This is a genomic window from Microbacterium resistens (genome assembly GCF_021172025.1).
Classification (GTDB): domain Bacteria; phylum Actinomycetota; class Actinomycetes; order Actinomycetales; family Microbacteriaceae; genus Microbacterium; species Microbacterium resistens.
In genome coordinates, this window is record NZ_CP082781.1 from 1,292,924 (window position 1) to 1,319,593 (window position 26,670).

Genomic DNA, 26,670 nt, shown 5'->3' on the forward strand with positions numbered 1-26,670 from the left:
CATCTGCCGGAAACAGATCGGGTCTTGCGCTGTAACACGCTTATCGCATACTTTTGCCGGAACGTTCCGGCACACCGACGTTCCGAGATCGAATTCGACGGAGATTCCATGAACTGCAGCTGCCACACGTCCGGCCACGTCCAGCGCTCCCGCGAGCTCGGCGACGGCTCCGGCGCCCCCTACGCCACGCTCTCGGCCGACGAGCTGCGCCGCGTGAGCGAGGTGCTGCGCGCGAACGGGGCGCTGGAGGACACGCACCGGATCGCATACGTCGGACTCGACGAGCCGGATCGTCGGGTCGTCGCCGCAGGATCCCCCGTGCCGCGGCGCGCTCGCGTCCAACTGCTCGACCTGGACGACGGGCGGGCACGCGCCCTGATCGTCGACCTCGACGACGGCACGATCGCGCGGGACACGGACATCGATCCGGACCGCGACGGCCAGGTGCCGCTGCTGCAGGAGGAGCACGCGATGATCCGCGAGCTGATCGGCGCCGACGAGCGCTGGATCGCGGCGCTGACCGCCCGTGGGATCGACGACCCGGCGACGGTCGCCCTCGCAGGGCTCTCCGCCGGGCGCTTCCCGATCGAGGGCGAGCAGGGGCGACGGCTGGCCCGCGTCCTCGGCCACCACCAGCCGACCCCGCAGACCATGCCCTGGGCGCATCCCATCGACGGCCTCGTCGCCTACGTGGATCTCGGCGCCCGCGTGGTCCTCGACGTCATCGACACCGGCGCCGTGCCGATCCCCCAGGAGACCGCCGACTATCACCTGCCGGGCACGTTCGGTCCGGAGCGCACGACGCAGAAGCCGATCGTCATCCAGCAGCCGGAGGGGCCGAGCTTCTCGTTCGACGGGGACGTGATCACGTGGGAGAAGTGGACCGTGCGCGTCGGTTACGACATGCGCGAGGGCCTGATCCTGCACGGCGTCGGCTTCGAGGACGACGGCCGGGTCCGCCCGATCCTGCACCGCGCCTCCATCGCGGAGATGCTCGTGCCCTACGGGGACCCGGGCCCGGTCCGGTTCTGGCAGAACTACTTCGACACCGGCGAGTACCTGCTGGGCCGCCTCGTGAATTCTCTGGAGCTCGGCTGCGACTGCGTCGGCGACATCACTTATCTGGACGTGCCGATCGCGGACGCCCGAGGGAACGTGAAGATCCTGCCCCGGGCGGTCTGCATCCACGAGGAGGACGCCGGGGTCCTGTGGAAGCACACGGAACAGTTCACCGGAACGACCGATGTCCGCCGCCAGCGACGGCTGGTCATCTCGTTCTTCGTCACGGTCGGCAACTACGACTACGGCTTCTACTGGTACCTCTACCTCGACGGCAGGATCGCGTTCGAGGCGAAGGCCACCGGGCTCGTCTTCACCGCCGCATATGACGAGCGCACCAGCCGCTACGCGAGCGAGCTCGCCCCCGGGCTCGCCGCGCCGTACCACCAGCACCTGTTCTGCGCCCGCCTGGACATGGCCGTGGACGACGGCCCCGCGGTCGTCCACGAGGTCGACGTGCAGACGCTTCCCCGTGACGAGGACAACCCCCATGGCACGGCGATCGGCTTCACACGGACGCCGCTGCGCAGCGAGAAGGAGGGACGGCGCCGCGCCGACGCGGCCGTCGACCGGACGTGGCGGGTCAGCAGCGCGACGGCGCGGAACCGCCTGGGCCGCCCGACCTCCTACGTCCTGAGGCCGGAGGGCAGGCCCGTGCTGCTCGCCCATCCCGACTCGGTCATCGCGTCGCGCGCGCGGTTCGCCACCTCGGACCTGTGGGTCACCGCCTACGACCCCGAGGAACGCTACCCCGCCGGCGACGTGGTGAACCAGAGCGCGCCCGAGCAGGGGCTTCCCGCCTTCGCCGCCGACGACGCTTCCCTCGACGGCGCGGATCTGGTTCTGTGGCACACGTTCGGCCTCACGCACTTCCCCCGCACCGAGGACTGGCCGATCATGCCCGTCGACGCGTGCGGGTTCACCCTCACTCCGCACGACTTCTTCGACCGCAACCCGACCCTCGACGTCCCCGCCTCCCCCGCCGCGTGCGCCTGCTCCCCCGATCACGCGCACGCCGCCGACACCGCGCACCACCCGCACCACCTGTCCGTCCCCCCGGCGCCGCACCCGGCGTGAGCCGCATCGTCCCGCCGCCGGCGTCGTCCGACCACCCGAAGGGAACACCCCACATGACCACCGCAGCCCGAGCAGGGACGGCCATCCTCGCCGTCGCCGTGCTCGCCCTCACCGGTTGTACCGGCGGCGCCTCGCCGGACGCCGCCCCGACCAAGGACGAGGCGGCCCCCGGCTTCCTCGCCGTCGCCGACGCGTCCTTCGACGCCGGCGGCGACCTCGTCGTCCAGGTGGACTACGACACCGCCGAGGCGAGCGGCCTCGACCCCCAGGGCGCCGCGACCGCGCGCTCCTGGATGCTCGAGGGGCTCGTCTACGAGACCCTCACCACGATCGACGAGAACCTGGAGGTGGCTCCGCGACTGGCGACATCCTGGGAGACACCGAGCGACACCGAGTACGTCTTCACCCTGGCCGAGGACGCGGTGTTCTCGAACGGCCGGGCGATGACCGCCGACGACGTGGTCGGAAGCCTTCAGCGCCTGCTCGAGAACCCCACCACATGGACGGGCCAGCTCGGACCGATCGCCTCCGTGCAGGCGACCGGGGACCGAGAGGTCACGGTCACCCTCTCCGAGCCCTATGCGCCGTTCCTCGCGGCCCTCGCCAACACCCCCGCCGCGATCCTGCCCATGGCGGAGATCCGGGCGGGCTCGGTCGACATCACGACCGAGATGCTCGGCACCGGCCCGCTCGTCGCCACCGCGCACCGGCAGGACGAGGAGTGGACGTTCGCCCCGAACCCGCACCACCCTGACGCGAGCACCCTCGGTTTCTCGTCCCTGACGATCGACATCGTCGGCGACGAGGCCACCCGCGCCGCGGCGCTGCGCGACGGTTCCGCCGACTTCGCGGTGCTGAACTCGATCGACTCCGCCGAGCTGCTCGCGAACGCGAAGGACGTCACCGTCGTCGGCCAGACGAACACAGACTTCCACTACCTGATGATCAACGCGCTCACCGGCGACGAGGCGCTGCAGGATCAGGATGTGCGCTTCGCGATCAACTCCGCGATCGACCGCGCCGCGATCAACGAGCTCGCCTTCGCGGGATCCACCGCCGCCACCGGAGTGACCCCGGCGGGCCTTCCTGACGCCTGCACCCCGGAGGATCTCCCCTCCGCAGCGAGGGACCTCGCCGCGGCGAAGAGCGTGATCGACGGCGTCGGCGGCCTCGATCTGGACCTCGTCGTGTACACCGACGAACCCGTCCTCGCCCAGATCGCTCAGGTGATCCAGCAGAACCTCGCCGAGATCGGCGTGACCGTGAAGATCCAGCAGGTCGACTACGCGACCTACTCGGACCAGGTCTACGGAAGCCCGGCGGCGTTCGACCTGGCTCTGAGCTGGTTCGCCGGCTACGCGGATCCCGCCATGGTGACGACGTGGTGGAACCCCGAGGTCGCCGGGTTCTCGTCCGTCTTCATGAAGGGGTCCGACGAGCTCGACGCGCTCATCGCCGACGGGTACGCCACCGAGCCGGGCGCGGATCGCGCCGCCGCGTTCGACAGCCTCTGCGCCCTGGCGGACGAGCAGAGCGAGATGATCCCGCTCGTGCTGCGGCCGTCCACCATCGGCTGGAACACGCGATCGCTGTCCCCGACGCTGACCACCGACGAGGGTTACGGCAACTTCCTCCGGCACCTCACCGCGTTCCGCGCGAGCTGACATGGCCGTCGCTCTGTGGTCCGTCCGGCGCATCGGCGCCGCACTGCTGACGCTGCTGGTGGTCTCGGTGCTGATCTTCGCGTCCGTCCGCCTGATGCCGGGCGACTACACCGACCTCGTCCTGGGTCCGCTCGCCACCGACGCGCAGCGGGCCCAGGCGGTGGCCGAGTCCGGCCTCGACGATCCCGTGGTGCTGCAGTATCTCCACTGGGTCGTCGGCGTCCTCACCGGCGACCTCGGGCACTCGTTCGTGTCCAACGTCTCGGTGTCGGAGGAGTTCGCGGCCCGCCTTCCGGTCACCGCGACGATCGCGCTGCTGACCATCGTGGTGACGCTGCTCGTCGGCATCCCGCTCGGGTTCCTGGCCGCTCTGCGCTCCGAGGGCAACGCCGGGGCGGTCGGTCGCCTGATCAGCGCCCTCGGCATCAGCATCCCGGAGTTCCTGCTGGCGGGACTCGTCGTGTTCGTCGTCTCCACCCTCGGGCTCGGCGTCTCGGTCGGCCGCTTCGCGCCCTTCGCCTCCGATCCCGGGCGCTTCTTCGGCTCGCTGGCCCTGCCGGTGGCCGTCCTCTCGGTCGGCTGCGTGGCGGTCGTCGCCCGGAACACCCGCGACGCCGTCATGAACGTCCTCGTCGAGCCGCACATCCAGGCGGCGGTCGCCCGTGGCGAGACGCCGGCGTTCATCGTGCGCCACCACGTGCTGCGCAACGCCGCCGCCCCGATCCTCACCATCGTCGGCGCCCTCGTCGCCGTACTCCTCGGAGGCACGGTGATCGTCGAGTTCGTCTTCGACATCCCCGGGATGGGCTCGTACCTGCAGACCGCCCTCGGCCGACGCGACTACGCGATCGTGCAGAGCGCCGTCCTGCTCGCCGCCCTCGTCTTCATCGTCGCGAGCCTGCTCGTCGACCTCGTCGCCACCGCGCTGGATCCCCGCCTGCGCCTGACCGGAGGGAGCCGCCGATGACCGTCGCGCCCACCGCCGTGCACCGCGTCCGCGCCGCCGGCCAGGCGTCCCGAGGCGCCTGGCGCCGCAGCGACGCCCTGCTGCGCACGGCGGTCGTCGTGCTCGGCCTCATCGTCCTGGTCACCGTGATCGCGGTGCTGACCGGTCTCGCCGGGTCCACGAGCGCCACGGTGGGAGGGCGTCTGGAGGGTCCGTCCGTGACGGCGCCGCTCGGCACCGACAACCTCGGCCGCTCTCTGCTTCCCCGCCTGTTCCAGGGGATCGCGACCACGCTCGTCGTCTCGATCGTCGCCGTCCTCTGCTCGGCCGTGGTCAGCACGGCGCTCGGCATGGTCGCCGGATACTACGGCGGCGCGGTCAACGAAGTCGTCATGCGGGTCGCGGACGTCCTGTACGCGTTCCCCGCGCTCGTGCTCGCGATCCTCGTCTCCGCTCTGCTCGGCCCCGGCCGGCCCGCGGCGATCATCAGCATCGTCGTCATCACGATCCCGTTGATGACCCGCGTCGTCCGACTCGCGACACGATCCGTCTCCGAGCGGGACTTCATCGTGTCGGCCAGGATCAGCGGCGTACGGACCCCCGCGATCCTCGTCCGGCGGGTGCTGCCGAACATCGCCGGGACGATCGCCGTCCAGGCCAGCTACGCGCTCTCCGTCGCCATCCTCGTGGAAGGCGGCCTGAGCTTCCTCGGCTTCGGCGTCCAGGTCCCCGAGGCCTCGCTGGGCCTGCTGATCCAGCAGGGCATGCTCTACATGACCCAGGCGCCGCAGCTCATCATCGTCCCCGGCGTCGTCCTGGTCGTGTCGATCCTCTGCATCAACATCATCGGAGACGGGCTGCGGGACCGCTTCGAACCGCGAGAGACGAGGTCCCTCCGATGACCGCCCTGAGAATCAGCGACCTCGCCCTGGAGTTCACCGGGGCGACGACCGTGCGGGCCCTGGACGGGGTCGACCTGGAGGTGGACGACGGGAGCTCCCTCGCCCTCGTCGGCGAGTCCGGATCCGGGAAGTCCACCCTCGCCTCGGTGGTCGGTCGTCTCCAGCCGCGCTCCGCCCGGATCGTGCGCGGACGGGTCGACGTCGACGGCATCGACGTGCTGAGCCTCGGTCCCGAGGCCCTGCGCGCCTACCGCCGGGACACCCTCGCCTACGTCGCCCAGGATCCGATCGGCTCCCTCGACCCGACGATGCGGATCGGCGCCCAGCTGCGCCTGGTGCTCCGAGCGGTGGGCGAGGACGATTCCCCGCAGCGGCGGACCGCACTGCTGGAGGCGATGCAGATCGCGGACGCGCCGCGCGTCCTGCACCTGTTCCCCCATCAGATCTCCGGAGGCATGGCCCAGCGAGTCGCCATCGCGATGGCCCTGTGCCGCCGCCCCGCCCTGCTGATCGCCGACGAGCCGACCGCCGCCCTGGACAGCCAGGTCCGCGAAGAGGTCGTCCGGCTGATGTTCACCCAGGCGCGGGAGCAGGGCACGACCATCCTCTGGCTGAGCCACGACCTCCCCGCCGTCGCGCGCTGGTGCGACGAGGTGGCGGTGATGTACGCGGGACGCGTCGTCGAACGCGGCGGCGCCGCCGAGGTGCTGGGCAGCCCCGTCCACCCGTACTCCCGTGCTCTGGCCGCGACGGATCCGTCCCGCGCTCGCCGCGGCGAGCGCCTGGCGAGCATCCCCGGCGCGCCGCCGGTGCTCCACGGCGAGGCGGAGGGCTGCGCGTTCGCGGCCCGCTGCGCCTTCCGCGTCGACGCGTGCGAGATCAGCCGCCCGGCGCCGGTGGCTCCGCGACACAGCCTGTGCATCCGTACGGCGGAGCTGGCCGGCGCGTCACCGGGCGAACCTCGCCCGGCTGCGCAGGAGGTCCGCGCATGAACGCCGTCTCCCCCGCCGTCGAGCTCGTCGACGTCAGCGTCTCCTTCGCCTCGGGCGTCGGCGCGCGCCGCCGTGAGACGACGGCCATGTCCCAGGTGAGCTTCTCGGTGGCGCCGGGGCAGACGCTGGGGCTCGTCGGCGAGTCGGGATCGGGCAAGACCACGACGGGATCCGTCGTGCTCGGCCTCCGGCGCCCGGACTCCGGCGAGGTCCGGTTCCAGGGCGCCCCCCTCGCGCGGAGCCTGCGCTCCCGCGCCGGACGGATGCAGGCCGTGCTGCAGCATCCGCGATGGGCGCTGGATCCGCGGTCGACGGTGCTCTCCTCGGTGTTGGAGCCGCTGCTCGTGCACGAACGCCGCAGCACGGAGACCGAGGACCGCGCGATCGCGATGCTCGAGCAGGTCGGACTGCCCTCGTCGTTCGCCGCTCGACGCCCGCACCAGCTCTCCGGCGGGCAGCTCCAGCGCGTGAGCGTCGCGCGCGCCCTCGTGACACACCCGTCGTTCCTCGTGTTCGACGAGGCCGTCAGCGCGCTCGACGTGTCCGTCCAGGCGCAGATCCTCAACCTCATCCGGGATCTGCAGGACGAGCACGGCTTCGCCGCGCTGTTCATCTCCCACGACCTCGCGGCCGTGCGCTACATCTCACACCACGTGGCCGTCATGCGCGCCGGCGAGATCGTCGAGATCGCGCCGACCGACGTCTTCTACGACCTTCCGCAGCATCCCTATTCGCGTCAACTGTTCCAGGAGCTCTCATCGTGACCGACACCCCTCGCCTCGCCCCCGTCGCCGCCGGAGGCCCCCGGCGCTCGAACGGCGACTTCGCCCTCGCCCCCGTCCACGGCACCGACCGCGGGCAGGTGGAGTACGACTTCCCCGGGGTCCTCCTCGGGACCGCCGAGTACGCCGAGGGGCCCACCGGGGCGACCGTGCTCTCCATTCCCGCGGGAGCACGCACGTTCACGGACCGCCGCGGCGGAGCGGTCGGCGCGAGCGGACTGTACGGGTACAACCACGCGATCTGCCTCGCGGGCGGCTCGGTCTACGGGCTCGCCGCGGTCGCCGGCGTGTCCGAGGCGCTGTTCGGCCGCGTCGGGCACCGATCCGGCTTCGACGAGCTCCAGCTCGTGTCGGGCGCGATCATCTACGACTACTCCGTGCGGGACAACTCCGTCTACCCGGACGCCGCGCTCGGCCGAGCGGCGCTGGACGCGGCACGCCAGGGCGTGGTCGAAGTGGGCCGGGTGGGCGGCGGGGCGTCCGCGTCGTCCGGCAAGGTCGATCCGTCCCGCGTCGAGTTCACCGGCCAGGGCGTGGCGTTCCGACAGGTGGGCGACGTGAAGGTCCTCGTCGTGACCGTGCTCAACCCCTATGGCGTGATCCTGGACCGCGAAGGCCGGATCGTCCGCGGCAACTACGACGCGACGACCGGCGAGCGCCGCCACCCCGCCCGCGACTACGAGGAGGCGATCGGTGAGTCCGGGCTGGTCGACGCGATGTCGGGCAACACCACCATCACGGCGGTGGTGACGAACGTGCAGCTCACCGACATCGAACTGCGCCAGTTCGGCCTCCAGGTGCACAGCTCGATGCACCGCGGGATCCAGCCGTTCCACACCCCGCTCGACGGCGACACGCTGTTCGCCCTGACGACCGACGAGGTCGCGCTCCCCGCGGACCCGGCTACGTCCCGCGGTCGCCTCTCGCTGAACTCGACCGCGGTGGCGACGCTCGCGGGAGAGACGGCCTGGGACGCGATCCTCTGCGCGGCGGGCTGATCGTGTACGAGTTCGAGAAGTACCGCGCGCCCTCGCAGGACGAGGTCACCGAACTGGTCCGCCGTCACCCGTTCGCCCTGATCGTCTCCAACGGCGGCGGTGCCGCCGGGGCGCCGACCGCCACCCACACCCCGGTGATCGTGGAGCGGATGGCGGAGGACGGCGGATTCGTCGGCGCCGAGCTCCTCGGCCACGTCGCGCGGAAGAACCCGCAGTGGCAGCAGATGGCGGACGGCGATAGCGTGCTGCTCGTGTTCACCGGGCCGCACGACTACGTCTCCCCGACGACCTACGCGGACGACCCCAACGTCCCCACGTGGGACTACGCCGCCGTGCACCTGACCGCCCGCGTGACGGTCCTCGAGGGCGCCGAGGACGGGATGCACGTCGTCACGCGCACGGTCGAGGAGCTCGAGGCCCTCGAGCCCGTCGCGTGGGACATGACGAGCTCGCTGCCGACGTTCGAGCGGATCGTGGGCGGGATCGTCGCGTTCCGCTTCGAGGTCCTGGAGCAGCGCGCCGTCTTCAAGGTCAGCCAGGACAAGCCGCGGGAGGTCCGCGAGCGCGTCGCCGCGGCATCCCGCGCGCGTGGGTGCCCCTACGGCGACGTCGCCGAGCTCGTCGAGCGGATCGGAGGCGACCGATGATCGTCCACGAGTGGACCTCGGAGACCGCGGACCCCCGCGAGGACGGACGGCGCTTCGGCGAGCGCTGGGCGTCGCAGCTGCACGAGGCCCGCGACGCGTACCGGCGCCTGTTCGCGCAGTCCGGCGTCACGGGCGAGGAGGCCGACGATGTCGTCGCCGAGTGCCGAGCCGCGGTGGAGGCGTGGGCGCCCGAGATCGCCGAGGAGTTCCACGGCGTCGCGGAGGGGAGCGCCCTGGAGGTCGCCGACGTGCACCTGCTCACCGCGCGCACCGAGGTGCTGGCTCGGATGACGCCGTCGATGGAGTGCTCCACGATCGTGTTCGTGCCCGCGGGCGCCCGTCCGCCCCGCACGCTCCAGACGTGGGACTGGCACGAGACCCTCTCGAACGAGACCGTGGTGCGGCGCCTGCGGACCGCGAGCGGCGCCCGCGTCGTCACGTTCTCCGAGTTCGGCCAGCCGGCGAAGATCGGCGTCAACGACCGCGGACTCGGCGTGCACTTCAACATCCTTCACCACCGCAGCGACGGCACACAGGGGGGCGTCCCCGTGCACGTGCTGTCCCGGATGATCCTGGACCGCGCGTCCACCGTGGGCGAGGCGGAGGCCCTGGCCCGGAGCGTCCCGCTCGCCGCGTCCAGCGTGCTCACCGTCGTGGCCTTCGACGGCGACCGGGCGGAGGCGGCGGCGATCGAGGTGTCCCCCGCCGGCGTGGCCGCAATGGCCGTGACGCCCGGCGGCGTCCTCGCGCACACGAACCACTTCCTGGACGAGGAGCTGGCGGCCGGCGAGTTCTCGCCGTACGAGACGACGAGCGTGCCGCGGTACCGCTGCCTGGTGGACGCCGCCGATCTCGCCCGGATCGAGGACGACCGCGAGCGGGCCCTGGCCTTCGGCGGCATCCCCGACGCGCCGATCTCCGTCCGTGCCCGCCAGGACCAGCCGGAGCACCTGCGCTGGGAGACGAAGCTGACCGTGGCCCTCGACGTCGAGCACGGCGCGATCGCCTTCGCGGCCGCCGCACCCGCCGACGTCGCGCAGGCGCCGTGGCATCGGATCGGTGTCGACGACGACGCCGCCGAGGCCCGGAGCGAGGAGCACGGACGGCGTCCCGCGGCGACGCTCACGCCCGGGATCGCGACCGAGACGGGCGACGCGCTTCCGCCGGCTCCCGCCGATCCCGCCCGGTGAGCACGCTGCTGCACGCCGGCGCGCTCGTCCTCGCGGCGATCGCCGCCGGGGCGCTGTGCGCCGGCGGGCGCCGGACCCGACCGGCCGAGGCCGCGGCCGGGTTCACGATGCTCGTGGGCATGACGGATGCGATGACCGTGTCCGTCCTCCCGGCGGCGCTGTGGTCCGCGGTCCTCCTCGCCGCGGCGATCGCTCTCGCCGTGCGCCACCGCTGGACGGCCGCCGTCCCCGTCTCGCCCGTCCCCGCCGAGCCGGGCGGGCGCCGGGCACCGGTCTCGGGTCCGGCCTCGGCCGCGACGGGATCGCGGTCGTCTGTCGGTCCGCATCTCGCGCTCGGTCTCGTCGCGACCGCGACCCTCATCCTGCTGATGCCCGCTCGGGCCCCGGGGCCCGTGCCGGTCCTCGGCGCGCACGGGCACGGCGGCGGCTCCCCCGTCCCGGTCCTCCTCGCCGTGCTGGCCCTCGGGACGGTCGTCGCGACGGCGCTCGCTCTTCGTCGAGATCGTTCCTGGCCGCACCGGGTCCACCATGCGGCGATGGCGGCCTCGACCCTCGCGATGACCGCCCTCGTCGCCTGATGCCGTAGCCGGCGGCGCCCGGCGTCATCGCGACGGGGCGGACGCCTCTTCGTACATCTCGATGTTGATCGGCCCGGTCAGATCCGGGGGCGACGCGCGGAATCCCCGCGTCTTGACGATCAGGTAGATCACCCCGATCGCCGTCCACGCGCCTCCGATCACCATCGAGATCGGGTTCAGGCTCAACCAGAGCGCGACGTTGATCACGACGCCGACGGCGGGCACGAGCACGAACCCGAGCCAGGATCCGATCGAGCGGGTGGAGAGGAAGCGGAAGAACACGAAGATCACCGACAGGTTCACGAAGGTGAAGGCGATGAAGGCCCCGAAGTTGATCATCGACGACGCCTGCTCCAGATCCACGAAGAGGGCGGTCAGGGCGATGAGGGCGACGAGCACCACGTTCCCGACGGGGACACCGGTGCGCGGATCGACCCGACTGAACAGACGCCGCGGGAGTGCGCCGTCGCGGCCCATCGCGTAGAGCAGCCGTGCGGCGCTCATCTGCTGGGTGATCCCGCAGCCGAGCACGGCCATCATGTATCCGCCGACGAACATCGCCTGGAAGGCGGCACCGCCGATGTACTTCGCGATCTCGGGCGAGGCCCCGACGATGTTCTCGAGCGTCGTCACATCCGGGAACAGCGTCTGCATCACGTAGGTGACCGTGAGGAAGAACGCCCCCGCGGCGGCGACGATCAGGAAGATGGCCCGAGGAACGTCCCGGGTGGGCTTCTCCGCCTCCTCGGCGAGGGTCGACACGGCGTCGAATCCGAGGAACGACAGCGCGAGGATCGCGGCGCCGCCCGCCAGTGCTCCGGCCTGGAGGTCGTCGGAGAGGAACGGCCGCACCGAGAACCCCGCGCCGTTCTCCCCGTTCACGACGTTCGCGACGGCGAGGACCACGAACACCACGGCGACCAGGAGCTGGATGGAGACCAGCACGACATTCATCCTGGCCGCCAGTCTCACCCCCATGAGGTTCAGCGCGGTGCAGATCCCGATCGTCAGGAGGACCCAGACCCAGAAGGGGACCTCCGGGAAGAGCGCCCCCATGTAGATCCCGGACAGGATCGCGTTGATCATCGGCAGCAGCAGATAGTCGAGCGTCGCGACCCATCCCACGAGGAATCCGACGGTGGGGTGCATCGTCTCCTTCGCGTACGTGTACGCGGATCCGGCGACGGGGAAGAACCTCACCATCCGGGAGTAGCTGAACGCGGTGAACAGCACCGCCACCAGCACGACGAGGTAGGCGAGGGGAACGTGCCCGCCTGTCTTGTCCGCGACGATCCCGAACATGTCGAAGACCGCGAGCGGCGCCATGTAGGCGAGACCGATGAAGACGAGGTGCCGCAGGCGGAGCGTGCGTCGGAGCCGCCCGGGCTCGGCGGATGTCGGTGTGCGCGGGTCGCCGCCGGAGACGGCGGACGGGGATGACGGCGTTGGCATCGGAGGCGTCCTCAGTGTGCGGGGTTGCGGGGGTGTCGGGAGGTCAGTGGGCGTGGGAATGGCAGTGATGGTCGGCGGACGGCTCGGAGCAGGCACCGCCGGGTCCCGCAGGACCGGGGGCGGTGTCCACGACGAAGGGCCCGTCCAGCTCGCCGTGCCGGTCGTGGACGGGCTCTCCGCCGACGACCGTGAGGTCCGCCTGCTGCGCGAGGATCTGTGCGGGCTCCAGCGCGTAGAGATCGGCGGACCAGACCACGAGGTCGGCGAGGTATCCGGTGCGGAGCATCCCCAGCGAGTCCTCGCGATGGAACGCCTCCGCTCCGCCCTTCGTGTAGGCCTGCAGCGTGCGGTCGAGATCGAGGCGCTCGTCGGTGGTCCAGGCGTCGCCGCCGTCGAGCCGCGCACGCGTCATGGCGCTGTAGACGCCGACGAGCGGGTCCATCTCGCCGACCTGCCAGTCGCTGGAGAACGTGACGCGCGCTCCCGAGTCGACCAGGGACCGGAACCGCCAGGCGCGATCCCACCGGTCCTCCCCCACGTTCTCCATCCATGTGCCTGCGACGAGGTCCGGAGACGCGTGCCGCGGCTGCATCGCCGCGACCACCCCCAGTTCCCGGAACCGGGGAAGGTCCTCCGGTGCCAGGCACTCGACGTGCACGATCCCGTGCCGGGCGTCGCGGTCGCCGTTGCTCCGGCGCGCCGCCTCGATGGCGTCCAACGTCAGCCGGATCCCCCAGTCGCCCGTCGCGTGGGTGTGCACCTGGTAGCCGAGGCGGTCGAGCTCGACGAACAGCTTCGTGAACTCCCCCGGCTCCATGCTGGTGTGTCCGCGGTGGCCGGGCCGGTTGGCGTAGTCCTCCAGCATCGCCGCCGTGTGCGGCTCGATGACGTCGTCGGCGTAGAGCTTCACCATCCCGAGGCGGAACCGGTCGTGCGCGGGCGTGCTGCGGATCGCGTCGGTGATCCGCGCCCGGAAGTCGCCGTCGGCGCCGACCGGATGATAGATCGCGGCGGTGGTGCGGGCGGTGAGCCTTCCCTCCCGATCGGCGCGGTCGAAGAGCGGCAGCTCGGCGAGGGGCACCTGCGGCTCGACGACGCTGGTGATGCCGAACCGGGCCGCCATCGCGAGACTGTTCACGATCTTGCGGTACCGACGGTCGGGCGAGTACATCGGGATGTCCCGCTGGAGCTCACGAAGACCGTCGGTCGTCATCGCGCTCGTGTAGAAGTCGGTGATCCAGCCCGTCGGCTCGCCGGTCACGCGGTCGATCTCGGGGTTGCCCCAGGCGATGTCGCCCCCGTTCAGGATGCCCAGCTCCGCGAGCGCGGGCCGGTTCAGCCAGACGGAGTGCTGGTCGTAGGTGGTGATGAAGACCGGTCGGTCGGTGACGCCCGCGAGGTCCGCGGCGCGAGGGCGCCGGCCCTCGACGACGGAGTAGAGCGCGTTCTCGGCGCAGATCCACCGCAGCTCCGGATGACGCTCCGCGAAGGCCCCGATCCTGGCGCGGACCGTGTCGAGGCTCGTGACCCCCTCCAGGCTGACCGCCAGATCGTCGAAGCCCAGGAGGAGGTGGTTGTGCGTGTCGGCGACGCCCGGCGTGAGGAGGCGACCGTGCAGGTCCACGGTCCGCCGCGCGGCGGGGGCGTCCTCCGCGGAGCCGATGAAGGAGATCCGGTCGCCGGTCACCCCGAGAGCCTCGGCCCACGGCCGGTCCGGGTCGAAGGTGCGGATGCGTCCGCCGGTGTAGAGGGTGTCGACGACCATGTCGTGGCTCCTGGGTCTTCGGGAGGGAGCGGCGGCTGCGTCGCCGATCCGATGGTTCTTTGACTACAGAGTAAATTAATTGACACAAATGTCAAGAAACGGATCGCATCGCGGAGGGCACCGCCGGAGGGCCTGCCATACTGGCGTTATGGCACGCCCCCGCACCCAGGAACGGCGACGACGCGAGGTCGTCGACGCCGCCCTCGACGCCGCCGCCGCGCACGGCCTGCGCAACCTCTCCCTCACCGATGTCGCGAACCAGGCCGGGGTGACCCGCGGGGCGCTCCTCTATTACTACGAGGACCTCGACGCGATCCTGGTCGAGGCCCACGCCGCCGGCATGCGTCGGGTCGGCGAGGAACGGGAGGAGCTCGTGGCCCAGGCGGCGACCGCGGGCGAGCAGCTCGCGATCGCGATCCGCGCCGGCCTCCCGCACGGCCCCGACGACGCGCTCATGCGGCTGCTCTACGAGTTCGATGTGCTCGCGGGCAAGTCTCCGCTCCACGACGAGCTCGTCCAGCGGCTGTACCGGGAGCAGCTGGGGCTCTACCGGCGCATCCTCGAAGCCGGGGTCGCAAGCGGCGAGTTCGCGCTCACGGGTCCGCTCGACGACACGGCCATGAACTTCGTCGCTCTGGAGGACGCCTACGGGCTGCACATCGTGGCGGGCGGCAGCATCACCGTCGAGAGCGCGCAGCGCGCCATCGCCCTGTTCGCCGCGCAGGCCGGCGCCCCGATCCCCGGCCCATAGAAGACACGGCTCGTCGGACGACGACAGAAGCCCGGATCACTGACTTTCCTCAGTGCTTCCGGGCTTCTCTGTAATGGCTGGGGTACCTGGACTCGAACCAAGAACAACTGACAGGCTCGGGCTCTGCGGGCTGCTCCGTGCAAACCTTCTCGATCCGCGTATTCATGCGGTTCTTACAGCACTAGTCTACGCGTTGTTGCGGGTTGATACGACCTCATTCTGACCCCGCTGAGGGGTTTAGGACCCCGTTTCGGACCCCGCTGGAAGGCTCATGATGAACGCCAGGACAATTAGCGAGGCAACAGCCGCATCGGTCGAAACCGTGCTCGGCAAGATCAGCGATGCCATCGCAATGGCAGCGCTCGACTCGGCACTGGCAGGTGGGTTCGCGCGTCATCGCGGTGGTACTTCTTCGACGACGGCACCGTGAACTCCGACGCAAGTAGCATGACTCATCGTTCAATCCGAACGACGGCCCCCAGCGTTCTCAGCTGATCATTCATGGATACAATCCGATCACACATAGCGCGGTTGTGTGCGGTTTTTATCCAAACCCGACTGACTGGAGGTCATCTTCTCCGGCACCGGCAGTCACCGGGATGAGGATCGCATCGACCCTGTTCAGCAGAAACCATAACAGGTATGCTGTATCTGTAACAGATTCTGCTGGTCGGAGGCGATGATGGATATCGCGACGCTGCCCGATCTACTGAGCTACGACGATCTGGGCCCACAGGGTCTCACTCGGCATGGCCTCGACCGATTGATCGAGTCTGGCGAGTTCGAGCGCATCGCCCCTGGCCTCTTCCTCAGATCAGGGTTCACGGACGACACAACGGCAGCGTGGATCGCCGTCGCCGCCAAGAGACCAAACGCTACGCTGTGTCTCCTGACAGCACTGTCTCTGCACGAGCTGACCGACGAGATTCCCGCTCGAACCGACATCGCCATTCCCCGCGGCACACAACCGGTCACCGTTCACCACGCGCCGATCTCCTGGCACCGCTTCGACGCCGACACGTTCAGCATCGGGCTCACTGAGCGTGCGCTGCCGGACGGATCGTCCATCGGCCTCTACTCAGCCGAGCGGACCCTCATCGATCTGTTCCGCCTGCGTCACGCGTGGGGCAGTGACCTCGCCCTCGGTGCGCTCAAGCAGTGGTTGCGTGGGCGCGGCAACAGCCCCGGTTCGCTGCTCACGATGGCCGAGGGCTTCCCGAAAGCACGCCCCGCGATTCGGCAATCCTTGGAGATACTCCTTTGACCCCGAATCAGCTTGCAAGACTTGGCACAAAAGCATAGGCAGGAACACATGAGCAGTACAGAACATCCTCAAGAGAAGCCACCGATCGACGCACCGATCACGTCATCCGTCGATGACAATCTCGGACGGGCACCGATCGCGCACGACTTCGCGGAGTCGATCCGCGAACTTGACGCGAGCCAGGGACTCGTAGTGGGAATCTTGGGACCGTGGGGGCACGGAAAGAGTTCATTCATCAACCTGATGCGTGAGCAGCTTGAGACCGAGCCTGCTCTCACTGTCATCGACTTCAACCCGTGGATGTTCTCCGGCTCGAACCAGCTCGTCAACTTCTTCTTCACCGAGATTGGAGCGGAGCTCAACGTCCGCAATAAGAGTCGCTTCGGCAAGACTGCGGACTGGCTCGCTCAGTACGCAGGCATCCTCAAACCTGTATCTCAGTTCATTCCGCTCCCCGGAGCCGCGGCTGCAGGGGAAGCCGCAGCAGCCGCCTTAGGTGGGCTGTCTGAGACAACGAACGCGGACCGCAGCGCGAAGAAGGTGCGGGAAGAGATCACGAAGGAACTCACTGCGCTGACACAACCTATCGTGGTCGTCATCGACGACATCGACCGGCTCACCACCCTCGAGATCCGCGAGATCTTCAAGCTCGTTCGTCTGACGGCGAGCTTTCCGAACGTTATCTACGTGTTGGCTTTCGACAGAGAACGTGTGGAGCAAGCCCTCACGGAGGACGGCATACCCGGGCGGGCGTACCTTGAGAAGATCGTCCAGTTGAGCTTCGATGTCCCGCAAGCGCCAGAGAAGTTGCTTCGGTCTCAGGTCTTCGAAGAGCTGAATCGGATCCTCGCCCCTGTCGCAAACGCCACACTCGACGGCAGCCGATGGAGTGATGTCTACTGGGAGGTGATCGATCCACTGTTCTCCAACATGCGTGATGTCACACGTTATGCGATCTCTGCCAGGTCGACGATTAAGAGCCTCGGCAATGAAGTCGATCTCGTTGATCTTCTCGCAATGGAGGCACTTCGCGTGTTCCGTCCTGAGCTCGTCCAGCAACTATCGAAGCTTCGAAGTGAGCTCACGAGCACGCGCGACATCATGGGGCGCAAGGACGAGCGTGCGCAGAAGGCCATTGCTGCATTGCTCGCGAAGTACCCTGACGACGACGAAGTGATTCGAGCACTGTTCAATCGCGTGTTCCCGGTCGCGCTGCAATACATCGAGAACAATCACTATGGATCTGACTGGCTCAGCACCTGGCGAACCGCGCACCGGATGGCTCACATCGACTTCCTCAACCTCTACTTCGATCGAGTCGCGCCAGATGAACTCGTCGCGTTTCGAAACTCCGAGCAGGCCTTTGAGCTTCTGCGCGATGGGGCAAAGCTGAAGGAGTATCTGACCGGCTTGAACCCTGAGAATCTCGAGAGCGTCATCGAGGGCCTCACCTCGTACGAGGCAAAGTTCACGACCGACATGATCGTCCCGGCATCAATCACACTGCTGAACCTCATCGACGCCATTCCCGAGAAGAAGCAACGCGGCTTCTTCGACATCGGACGCTGCGACATCACCGTGGGGCGCGTCATCCTTCGACTCCTACGCCGTGTAGAGGATGAGGCAGAGCGAGAAGCCCTGGTCTCACAGATCCTGGACGGCATCGAGACATACTCGTCTCAACTCGATTTCATCCACAGCATGGGCCACCGCGAAGGTGCCGGACTCAAACTCGTCAGTGAAGCGTTCGCAACGCAGATCCAGGAGGAATTTGTTGCACGCCTTCAGGGAACCCCGCCATCCGAGCCGTCGCGCGAGTGGGATGCCTGGCGCATCTATGACGCCGTCCAGACAGAGACGGACGAAGTCCCGCTCAAGCCGAGTGACGATCCCGTTCTGCTACGAGCGGTGCTGCACTCGCTCAAGTCCACCGCACGATCGCAGTCGATGGACTCTCGACAGATCAGATCCGAAGACCGTCTTGCTTGGGAGCTTCTCGTCCAGGTGTTCGGATCTGAAGCCGCAATAGAGGAGGTCGTGGGAAGCGTGCGCAAAGCTCTGGGAGATGACGAAGCTCTCCAACTCGCGGACAAGTATTTGTCCGGTTGGCGACCAGAGCGCTTCTAGACAGGGCGTCCGCGCCCAACAGATCCAACTGGCAGCGATGTAACGCCGACGGGCGCGGCGGTCGTATTCATCCCTTGTGTCCGACCGGTGTCAATCTAGAGCAGGCGACGAGGCGATCTGGCCGACGATCTGTTCAAGCCAGCGGCGCGCCGCTGCGACGTCCGGCAGTACGGGAGTGTGGCCGTCGATCTCAGTCTCGGAGCGCGCGTCGGCGTAGGCCAGCTCCCAGCCGCCCATCGGGCGCAACGGGAGCGGCGGCCAGGCTTGCTGATGTCGCCAGTCGAACGTCCGCTCGCACAGTCTCTGCAGGACAGTCAGATCGGGATCAGCGCCCCATAGCAGTTGCAGGTCGACCAGGTCGTGTGCTCGTTCGTAGGCGGGATCGGTGACAGCGTGGAGTTTCTGCGCGATCTGGTACTCCAGGTCGACGAGCTCGACGGGTTGCAGATCCCCGAATCCGAAGTAGGCGCCGAACTGCACAAGCTCGCCGTCGATCTCCTTTCGTTTATGTGAGTGCGTATCGATCTCAGGATCGGAGACCTCGACATCAAGCGCGCCCCAGGCGTTGCCGAGGAGCGCGATCGATACGCGGTACGGGTGCATCACATACTCCGGCCGAGCAAGCCCAGGGTCATGGAGTTTCACTGCCCGGACGGTTGCGGTGAACGCGACGCGTTCCGGCGCATCCGGGTTGCGACGCAGCTCACCTTTCGACGCCGGCACAGTTCCCCAGCCCTCGGCCAGACGCGCGCGGAACGCCTGCTCGAACTCTTCACCGCGGACGCGGGTGGAGACATCGAGGTCGGAGGTAGCGCGCGTGCCGCGCTCACCGAAGCGCAGCTTCACACCCATGCCGCCCTTGACGGCGACAGCGTCGGGAAGCATTTGCGACACGATCAGCGTGCAGAGCATCACTCGAGCACGCGCAACCGGGATGCCCAGTTCGGAGGCGACCTGCGCGAGCCGAGCATTGAGCTGCGTCACATTCAGCGGAGGGGTCACTTCGCTCACACCGACACCGCCTTCCACACAGCCGCGTCCTGCTCGCCGATCAAGTCTCGTCTGAGCGCCTCATCGACCACGGCCCTCCATCGCTCCGGCGGCATCCTATCCCGCATGTCTTCCAGCGCCCGTCGAACGGTCGTCGCGGGGATGCCCTCGTAGTGAGTGAGATCCTCATCGGGCACGTCAGGCCGGTTCTCCAGTTCCATCCACTCCGGCAGCTTCCGCCGCACGCGGCGACGCGTACCCACACGCACCTTCGGCGGGTTGAACTGCCCGAGCCCGAGCAGATCGAGCACGGACTCACGGTGCAAGAACGCGCCTTCCCCGGCAAGAGCCACGGCAATCGTCGGCTCAGTAAACGGGGTCGTCGGCACGTCGCGATGCGTGTAGACACCCTGCCCGTGCCCGCGTAGCGCGCCACGGGCTGCGAGCTTCCGCACCTCAACAGCGGGCACGCCCGCATCCTCCGCCTCGGCAACGGTCATCACGCCGTTGCGGGATGCGGCGATCTCCCATAGCTCCTGCCGGTACCCCATTAATGCACCTCCACGCCAATACCGTACTATAAAAGGTACGGTTTCGGCACTCTGCTCGACGTGGTCGGCAGTAGATGTACCGTCACGGCAACAGCCTCGAACACTCCGGCGTGACCCATGCACACCAATCGCATCACCAGTAGATGGCAATGACCTCGGTGTCGAGGATGCGACCAGGAGTCCTTGCATCCTCTGCTGCGATACCTGATGGAGCATCTGTAGTCTGAACGAGCACCTGGCTCGTTGGCAGGAGTTCAAGCCCTGCCGCCGATCGCGCATCCTGACGCGCCTTAAGATCCGCATCCGGCGAGGGGGCATCTACTCCAAGCTGAGAAATGACTTGCTCCCTCACACAATCGAACGCTTCCCGCTGAGCAATTGCGTCGGTTGCTCCGGTCGACGCGTGTGCGATGAGTGCAGCAAACTCCTGTTGATGAACGCCTCTCCACGTTGCGTTTTCCGGTGCAATCGTGAGCCTGTAGTGAGTCAAGGCTTTCGCAAGAGCGAGATTCTGCGCGTTGGCAGTCACCGTAGCCCTGTCCTCCGCAGTAGGGCTTCGTATCGCGTTGATCTGGTCAACAAAGTCTGGCGCAACTTCGCTAAAGAGATCGGCGAGCTTGACAGGTGTCCACTTGTCGTGCAGCCCATCCCTCGCGACGCGAGACAAGATTGTAAAGCGCGCATCGGAGAACAGGACTCTCCTTATGTCTTTCCAAAACCCGAGATGCTCCGTGACTCCCGTCACGAATAGCGGCTGAGTTTCAATCTCAAGCCTTGTCACCGCATCCTTGTGTACGACGTACTCAATGCCATCGATGGTGACTACGACGTAGTTGACCGCCGTAGCTCTAATAGGGATAAGACCTGTGAGAAATCGATCGAGAACCTTCATGATCGGCTCTGACTCACGCAGAAACCCGAGCGTGCCATGAGAGGAGAACATGGCAGGGTACTCGTCTGCCATCGCCGACCACTCGTTCATCATCGCACCGAGTTTGAACACAGGGTCGACCGCGAGTACCACTTCAACCTCTACCAGGTCTCCGCGCACAAAAGACGAAGCCGCTGCAGCCACATTCTCTGGCGTGCCCATAATGTCGGTCGCTTCCTTGAGCGCATCGACTTGCTCGGGCGGCGACAGTTTGAAATCAAGTGGCTGCTCTCTCAACTGTTTGAAGAGGGTCTGGATCACGGCCTTGCGGGAACTTTGCATGCTGTCACTGTTACTGGTCTGGTAACGCGCGCTCGCCCGGGCTTCTGCCTTGCCAACAAGGTCGTTTCCTGCCGACGCGCTTGCGCTGCCGATCAGTTCCGCTTCATCTGCTCGAGATATTGTTTGAGTGATCGCTTCTGGGATCGTGTCAGTTTGCGATACAAGCAGACTATGAAGACTCACCGCATCCAGGTATACGAACTCTCGGAGCGGAAGCTTCTTCTTTATCTGCTCAGCGTAATTCTTCCGCCTGCGCGTTAGCCGCCAGCCTCGGAACGATTTCACCGGATGCAGCATCCAGTTCTTAAGCGACATTAACGCCCTCCGTTCTGGCGCGCACAGGCCGAGACCGCACGCGCTCGAAGGCGATCGTAAGATCCTCGTCCGCGATCTTTGAACGCCGATCGCCTGCCGCAAGGAGCGCCGCCTCAGTCCAGATTGCGGTTAACATCGCACCTGACCAACCATCAGTGGCTCGAGCGAGGTCGTCGATCGGAAGTCGATCATCGACCTGGAGCTCGCCGGCTTTCATCTTTAGAATCTCGAGCCGATCGTGCTCTGTAGGGAGATCGAACGCGATTTCCCAGTCGAAACGCCCTGGACGGAGAAGAGCCTCGTCAATATCCTCGACTCGGTTTGTGGCGGCGATGACGATCACATTGCTGTCAGGCTTGAAGCCATCCAGCAAGGTCAGGAGCTGGGCAACCACTCGCTTTGACTCGCCGTTGGAATCAGAACTCCGGCGAGCGGCGATGCTGTCGATCTCGTCGAAGAAGATGATGGCGCGCTCTTTTTTGGCGGCGTCCTCAAATAGTCGCCGGAGTGTTTCTTCGCTGTCGCCGACCCATTTACTTACCACAGAAGGCCCACTCACTTGGTAGAACACCGCTCCCGAAACGTCCGCGATGATACGCGCAAGATGTGTCTTCCCCGTGCCGGGTGCACCCGTGAATAGAACTCCTTTCACCGGCTTTGCGCCGATCGCCTTCAACTCGCTAGCTCGACCGAGCTGCGTTTCGATCAGCTCCCTCGCTCGTGCCTTGACTTCGTCGTATCCGCCGAGCGCATCGAAGGACAGTGGCTCCTCTCCGGGCTTGACGATGTACGCCGCGAGGTCTTCGTCTACCCCGGTTTCTCGGTAGCGGATGGGCGTTCTCGAGACGACGTCCACGATGCCATCGACTTCCGTGTACTGGATCGTGTTACCCGGTTCGACGTCGATGGTCTGCGGCCCGCTCAGGATACGCATGCCACCACCACTCGTCTCGACAACGATTTTGCTCCTGTCCTCGAGAATCTTTCGGACGACACCGACACTACTGTCATCGGGCCAGGCCGCGTTTGGTGCGGGGAACCACTGCTGATCTTCGTTCACAAAGATGATGTCGCCACGATTCAGGTCGACCGGTTGTGGGAACGAAAACCGACTGTTTCCACCATTGGGAAGACGGCCGTAGAAGACATGGCCGTCCTCTATGACGTCGATCACTTTGATGAAAATTCCATCCGTCCTGGATTCGAACTCTCCTCCATCCATCAGGCATCACCTCCTGAGCTGAGGCCGAAGAAGCGCTCAAAGAAGGCGCCAAGCTTCTGGATCACACGTTGCTTCTTCTCGCCGTGGCCGCCGCCTGCCGCAAAGCGCGATGCGGGCGGGAGCACCTTCGTGATCGCCGTGCCGGTCGTACGGAGAGCGCCGTCGCGGAACGCAGTCTCGACGAACGCGCGGGCGGCATCGGGACGGAGGTTCTCCTCCTCGATAATCGCAGCGAGTTCCGCCTCGCGCTTCGCGGCGATGAACGCCTGCCACTCCTCATCTACCGCACCATCAACCGATACCGAGTCAACGAAGGCTTCGATGAGGTCTTTCTTGTTGCGCAGGGTCGGGCTTGCCTCCACAGCTCGAGAGATCTCCGAGCGGATCTCTTTGTCTTGGCCGTCGCCGAACTGCTCCCGGTACTTGGCTACGAGCATGAGGATGTAGTCGACGTTGATCTCGACCTGTTTGATCAGTTCGATCTCGAAGACCACGTCGCCGTTGATGAGTTCTTTTTCGGCACTCTTCTCTTTACGGAACTCCGCGTAGAAGTCGAGGTAGACGCTGCGGTAGTCCTGCCCCTGACGTTCAGTGAGGATCTCGTGCCCGGCGAAGTCATCGAAAGAAGTAAGGATGTTCTCCAGCCGAAGGATCGCGCCGAATAGCCCGATGAACTCTTTCTGAGCGCTCTCCCCGATGATCGGCTGCCCAAGCGGGAACCCAGTCAGCAACTCCTGCACCTTCTCGGCATACTCGCCGTAGTAGTCACCATAGGGCTTCAGCAGCACGACACCACGGGCGTCCTTGTTGCCAAACAACTCCAGAGCCGCGTTGGTCTCCTCCTCAAGATCACGGAACGCGACGATGTTGCCGTAGGTCTTAACGGAGTTGAGGATGCGGTTGGTACGCGAGTAAGCCTGGATCAGGCCGTGCGCACGCAGGTTCTTGTCGGCGAAGAGGGTGTTGAGCGTCGTCGCGTCGAAGCCGGTGAGGAACATGTTGACCACGATCACGAGGTCGAGCTCCCGGTTCTTGAGCCGCTGGGAGAGATCCTTGTAATAGTTCTGGAATCGGTCGGCGCTGGTGTCGTAGCTCGTGCCGAACAGGTCGTTGTAGTCCTGGATTGCGTCCTCGAGGAACCCGCGCGCGTCGGTGCTCAGCGCGTCGGTGTCGAAGGCCTCGTCGTCGAGGATGCCGTCGTCGGCCGCCCCGTTCGCGCCGTAGGAGTAGATGAGCCCGATCTTCAGCCGCTTGTCGGGCGGGAGCTGTTCCTGCTGAATCTGGAAGGCGTTGTAGTAGCGGCGGGCCGCATCGATCGACGCGGTCGCGAAGATCGCATTGAAGCCCCGCACCCGCTTCCGCTCGCGCAGCGCCTCCGCCTGTCGCCGCATGCGCGTCGCTTCGGCCACGTTCGTCACGACCGAGTGCTCATAGCTGGAGGAGCGCTTCGTCTTCTGGTCGAAGTGCTCCAGCGTGTATCTGACGATCTCACCGATGCGCTTCGGGTCGAGCAGCGCCTTCTCCGCATCGATCGCGGAGACCTGCTTGTCGATGACGGTGCCTACCTTGACCGTGTTGACGTAGTCGATGCGGAACGGCAGCACGTTCTTGTCGGTGATCGCGTCGACGATTGTGTACGTGTGCAGCTTCTCGCCGAACGCCTGCTCCGTGGTCTTCAGCTGTGGGTTGCCGCCCGAGCCGCTGTTCGCAGCGAAGATCGGCGTGCCGGTGAAGCCGAACAGGTTGTACCGCTTGAACGACCGGGTGATGTCGGTGTGCATGTCGCCGAACTGCGAACGGTGACACTCGTCGAAGATGATGACGACGTGCTGGTCGTAGACCGCGTGGCCCTTGTTCGCCTTGATGAACGTCGAAAGCTTCTGGATCGTCGTGATGATGATCCTCGCCGCGGGGTCTTCGAGCTGCTTCTTCAGCACGGCTGTGGAGGTGTTCGAGTTCGCCGCGCCTTTTTGGAAGCGGTCGTACTCGCGCATCGTCTGATAGTCGAGGTCCTTGCGGTCCACGACGAACAGCACTTTGTCCACGCTCGGCAGCGCCGACGCGAGCTGAGCCGTCTTGAACGAGGTCAGCGTCTTGCCCGAGCCCGTCGTGTGCCACACATACCCGCCCGCCTCGACCGTGCCGAGGCGCTTGTAGTTGGTGGCGATGTCGATGCGCTGCAGAATCCGCTCAGTCGCGACGATCTGATACGGACGCATCACCAGCAGCAGCCGGTCGGCGGTCAGCACGCAGTACTTCGTCAGGATGTTCAGCAGGGCATGCTTGGCGAAGAACGTCTTCGCGAACGACGTCAGATCCTGGATCGGCCTGTTGGTGCTGTCGGCCCACCACGACGTGAACTCGAAGCTGTTCGACGTCTTCCGCCCCTTGCTGGGCTTCTGCCCCTCCTTGAGGTGCTGGCTGCGAGTCGTGTTCGAGTAGTACTTCGTCAACGTCCCGTTCGAGATCACGAACAGCTGCACGTACTCGAACAGGCCCGAGCCCGCCCAGAAGCTGTCGCGCTGGTAACGGTCGATCTGGTTGAACGCCTCACGGAGGTCCACGCCACGACGCTTCAGCTCAATATGAACCATCGGCAGGCCGTTCACGAGGATCGTCACGTCGTAGCGATTCGCATAACGCCCGCCCGCGCCGGTCCCGTCGACCGCGTCGGCACGGTCGATCTCGTACTGGTTGATGACCTGCAGCCGGTTGTTGTGGATGTTCTGCTTGTCGAGCAAGGTGATGTTCTTCGTCGAACCGTCGTCACGCTTGAGGAGCTGGACGTGATCCTCCTGGATGCGCACCGTCTTCTCGACGATGCCATCGTTCTTCCCAGCGATCACGTTCTCAAAGAAGTTCTGCCACTCCGCGTCGGAGAACGTGATGTGGTTCAGCGCCTCCAACTGCGCGCGGAGGTTCTGGGTGAGCTGCTCCTCGGAGGTGATCGGCAGGTACTCATACGCCTGCGACTCCAGAAGACGGATCAGCTCGCGCTCCAGCGCCGCCTCCGACTGATACGCCGCGTCCGCCTTCGCATCGGGAACCCACTCAGCGACGACCGTGCTCTCGGACGAGACGGCGATCGGGTCATACTTGCGGGGAGCAGTGCTGCTCATCCCGCAGCCGCCCATCTGAACGTCTTAAGGAACTCATGAAACTCGCTCCTAAAAGCCTCCTTGTACTCTGTGGCCACCTCGGAGGTATCAATATCAGCAAACCGGTAATGGCTGTACAGATTAAGAATCTTCGTCACCAATGAGGCATTTGGCCCGACCAAGAGATCGCCCCAGCCTCCTGTGTATCCGAGGAAGTTGGCCGTCTTCTCGAGCAGGGCTCGGAACTGATTGAAGTGGGCTCGCTCAATAGCATTCGCGGAGATCGCCCCTTGAATATCTTCGATAATTCCCAGGTGGTAGCTGAAAGGTGAGTCCTTCGACTGCTTAGCAAGCGTCCACCCGGCGACTGACCCTCGCGCAAGAACGTATGCTCGGTCACTCCTCCGACGGAGCGAGTTGAACAGAACATTAAAGAAGAGAGCGTGGTGAGTGGCGATAACAAACTTCAAGTCGATCTCTGACGCTCGCTTAATAAGCTCCGACAGCGCGAGCGCCACTGATACGATTCGCACATCGTCCATGGATGACACGGGGTCGTCTATGACCGCAAGCGTTAGCCCGTCATAGTCAGCCGTAGAACGCAACTCGGGGCTATCGCGAAGTGTCTCAATTGCTTCGCTCAAAACAGAGTAATAAACGCTCCAAACAAATATACTCTCCTCAGCCCGAGATATCTTGATGCCATCCGCCGAACTGTCATCGCCCTTGTGTATGCCAAAGCTAATATCGCCGCTCTCGAAATCAAGCCTTGGTTCAATTTTACCGCTCGTGAAAGCTTGGAAGCTATCGACGATAGCACTGTCAAGGCCTTGGGTCACGATAGTTTCTAATAGCTCTGACGATGGGTTCATCTTGAGCACGACTCGCTCGTTGTCCCAGGTGAACACGTCCTCTACAAAGGAGTTGTAGAGGACCACGCTCTCCGGATCACGCTCCTTAAGGTGCTGAGCCAGCCGGGTCTTACCGATCGTGTTCGGGGCGTAAATCAAGGCAGTATGCGAACCGGCAAGGCCCTGCAATACCTCGTCGGCCAAGCTCACGACCGTTTCATGAAGGCTCGTCATTT

General features: G+C 66.1%; 22 protein-coding genes. 14 read left to right on the forward strand and 8 right to left on the reverse strand.

Going from position 1 to position 26,670, the window contains the following annotated elements; all coding sequences use genetic code 11:
* Positions 1 to 108 precede the first annotated feature (108 nt).
* Genes K8F61_RS06325 through K8F61_RS06370 form a run of 10 tightly spaced genes read left to right on the forward strand, consistent with a single transcriptional unit; the run spans position 109 to position 10,835 of the window.
* Complete coding sequence (locus K8F61_RS06325; protein ID WP_231821067.1) at positions 109 to 2,136, forward strand: primary-amine oxidase; 2,028 nt, start codon at positions 109 to 111, stop codon at positions 2,134 to 2,136.
* 53 nt (positions 2,137 to 2,189) lie between these two features.
* Positions 2,190 to 3,800 (forward strand): ABC transporter substrate-binding protein, encoded by a 1,611-nt coding sequence (locus tag K8F61_RS06330; RefSeq protein WP_231821068.1) that lies wholly within the window; start codon positions 2,190 to 2,192, stop codon positions 3,798 to 3,800.
* Between the two features lies 1 nt (position 3,801).
* Positions 3,802 to 4,767, forward strand: coding sequence for an ABC transporter permease (locus K8F61_RS06335; RefSeq protein ID WP_231821069.1), 966 nt, complete (start codon positions 3,802 to 3,804; stop codon positions 4,765 to 4,767).
* Entirely contained in the window at positions 4,764 to 5,648 is an 885-nt protein-coding gene (locus tag K8F61_RS06340; RefSeq protein ID WP_231821070.1) for an ABC transporter permease, read from the forward strand. Before K8F61_RS06335 ends, K8F61_RS06340 begins: the two co-directional genes overlap by 4 nt.
* Positions 5,645 to 6,640 carry an ABC transporter ATP-binding protein gene (locus tag K8F61_RS06345; RefSeq protein WP_231821071.1) on the forward strand — a complete coding sequence of 332 codons (996 nt, stop codon included), beginning with the start codon at positions 5,645 to 5,647 and terminating at the stop codon, positions 6,638 to 6,640. The genes K8F61_RS06340 and K8F61_RS06345 overlap by 4 nt, the downstream gene beginning before the upstream one ends.
* Positions 6,637 to 7,404, forward strand: a complete 768-nt coding sequence (locus K8F61_RS06350; protein ID WP_231821072.1) for an ATP-binding cassette domain-containing protein — start codon at positions 6,637 to 6,639, stop codon at positions 7,402 to 7,404. Before K8F61_RS06345 ends, K8F61_RS06350 begins: the two co-directional genes overlap by 4 nt.
* Positions 7,401 to 8,420 (forward strand): P1 family peptidase, encoded by a 1,020-nt coding sequence (locus K8F61_RS06355; RefSeq protein WP_231821073.1) that lies wholly within the window; start codon positions 7,401 to 7,403, stop codon positions 8,418 to 8,420. Before K8F61_RS06350 ends, K8F61_RS06355 begins: the two co-directional genes overlap by 4 nt.
* 2 nt (positions 8,421 to 8,422) lie before the next feature.
* Complete coding sequence (locus K8F61_RS06360) at positions 8,423 to 9,067, forward strand: FMN-binding negative transcriptional regulator (RefSeq protein WP_231821074.1); 645 nt, start codon at positions 8,423 to 8,425, stop codon at positions 9,065 to 9,067.
* A complete protein-coding gene (locus K8F61_RS06365) occupies positions 9,064 to 10,257 on the forward strand; it encodes a C45 family autoproteolytic acyltransferase/hydolase (RefSeq protein ID WP_231821075.1) in 1,194 nt (397 codons plus the stop codon). Before K8F61_RS06360 ends, K8F61_RS06365 begins: the two co-directional genes overlap by 4 nt.
* Positions 10,254 to 10,835 carry a hypothetical protein gene (locus K8F61_RS06370; protein WP_231821076.1) on the forward strand — a complete coding sequence of 194 codons (582 nt, stop codon included), beginning with the start codon at positions 10,254 to 10,256 and terminating at the stop codon, positions 10,833 to 10,835. The genes K8F61_RS06365 and K8F61_RS06370 overlap by 4 nt, the downstream gene beginning before the upstream one ends.
* Positions 10,836 to 10,859: 24 nt before the next feature.
* Here K8F61_RS06370 and K8F61_RS06375 read toward each other — a convergent pair whose 3' ends face one another.
* Together K8F61_RS06375 and K8F61_RS06380 are read right to left on the reverse strand one after the other, a co-directional pair.
* Positions 10,860 to 12,287: an APC family permease gene (locus tag K8F61_RS06375; protein ID WP_231821077.1), complete on the reverse strand. Its 1,428-nt coding sequence runs from the start codon at positions 12,285 to 12,287 to the stop codon at positions 10,860 to 10,862.
* Between the two features lie 43 nt (positions 12,288 to 12,330).
* Positions 12,331 to 14,052 (reverse strand): amidohydrolase, encoded by a 1,722-nt coding sequence (locus K8F61_RS06380; protein WP_231821078.1) that lies wholly within the window; start codon positions 14,050 to 14,052, stop codon positions 12,331 to 12,333.
* A 148-nt stretch (positions 14,053 to 14,200) separates the two neighbouring features.
* Between K8F61_RS06380 and K8F61_RS06385 the strand changes: the two genes are divergently transcribed.
* From K8F61_RS06385 to K8F61_RS06400, 4 genes are all read left to right on the forward strand, one after another.
* Positions 14,201 to 14,803, forward strand: coding sequence for a TetR/AcrR family transcriptional regulator (locus K8F61_RS06385; RefSeq protein ID WP_231821079.1), 603 nt, complete (start codon positions 14,201 to 14,203; stop codon positions 14,801 to 14,803).
* 271 nt (positions 14,804 to 15,074) lie between these two features.
* On the forward strand, positions 15,075 to 15,233 hold the full coding sequence (locus tag K8F61_RS06390; protein ID WP_231821080.1) for a hypothetical protein: 159 nt from the start codon (positions 15,075 to 15,077) through the stop codon (positions 15,231 to 15,233).
* A gap of 249 nt (positions 15,234 to 15,482) precedes the next feature.
* Complete coding sequence (locus K8F61_RS06395; RefSeq protein ID WP_231821081.1) at positions 15,483 to 16,067, forward strand: type IV toxin-antitoxin system AbiEi family antitoxin domain-containing protein; 585 nt, start codon at positions 15,483 to 15,485, stop codon at positions 16,065 to 16,067.
* Positions 16,068 to 16,115: 48 nt separating this feature from the next.
* Entirely contained in the window at positions 16,116 to 18,194 is a 2,079-nt protein-coding gene (locus K8F61_RS06400; RefSeq protein ID WP_231821082.1) for a KAP family P-loop NTPase fold protein, read from the forward strand.
* Between the two features lie 90 nt (positions 18,195 to 18,284).
* On the opposite strand, the gene K8F61_RS06405 is transcribed toward K8F61_RS06400, so the two are convergent.
* The 6 genes from K8F61_RS06405 to K8F61_RS06430 form a co-directional block, all read right to left on the reverse strand.
* Positions 18,285 to 19,205 carry a nucleotidyl transferase AbiEii/AbiGii toxin family protein gene (locus K8F61_RS06405; protein ID WP_231821083.1) on the reverse strand — a complete coding sequence of 307 codons (921 nt, stop codon included), beginning with the start codon at positions 19,203 to 19,205 and terminating at the stop codon, positions 18,285 to 18,287.
* Entirely contained in the window at positions 19,202 to 19,735 is a 534-nt protein-coding gene (locus K8F61_RS06410; protein WP_231821084.1) for a type IV toxin-antitoxin system AbiEi family antitoxin domain-containing protein, read from the reverse strand. The genes K8F61_RS06405 and K8F61_RS06410 overlap by 4 nt, the downstream gene beginning before the upstream one ends.
* A 133-nt stretch (positions 19,736 to 19,868) precedes the next feature.
* Positions 19,869 to 21,263: a DUF6414 family protein gene (locus K8F61_RS06415; protein ID WP_231821085.1), complete on the reverse strand. Its 1,395-nt coding sequence runs from the start codon at positions 21,261 to 21,263 to the stop codon at positions 19,869 to 19,871.
* Positions 21,253 to 22,485 (reverse strand): ATP-binding protein, encoded by a 1,233-nt coding sequence (locus K8F61_RS06420; RefSeq protein WP_231821086.1) that lies wholly within the window; start codon positions 22,483 to 22,485, stop codon positions 21,253 to 21,255. Before K8F61_RS06420 ends, K8F61_RS06415 begins: the two co-directional genes overlap by 11 nt.
* Complete coding sequence (locus K8F61_RS06425; RefSeq protein ID WP_231821087.1) at positions 22,485 to 25,604, reverse strand: type I restriction endonuclease subunit R; 3,120 nt, start codon at positions 25,602 to 25,604, stop codon at positions 22,485 to 22,487. The genes K8F61_RS06420 and K8F61_RS06425 overlap by 1 nt, the downstream gene beginning before the upstream one ends.
* A complete protein-coding gene (locus tag K8F61_RS06430; protein WP_231821088.1) occupies positions 25,601 to 26,668 on the reverse strand; it encodes an ATP-binding protein in 1,068 nt (355 codons plus the stop codon). Before K8F61_RS06430 ends, K8F61_RS06425 begins: the two co-directional genes overlap by 4 nt.
* Between the last annotated feature and the right edge of the window lie 2 nt (positions 26,669 to 26,670).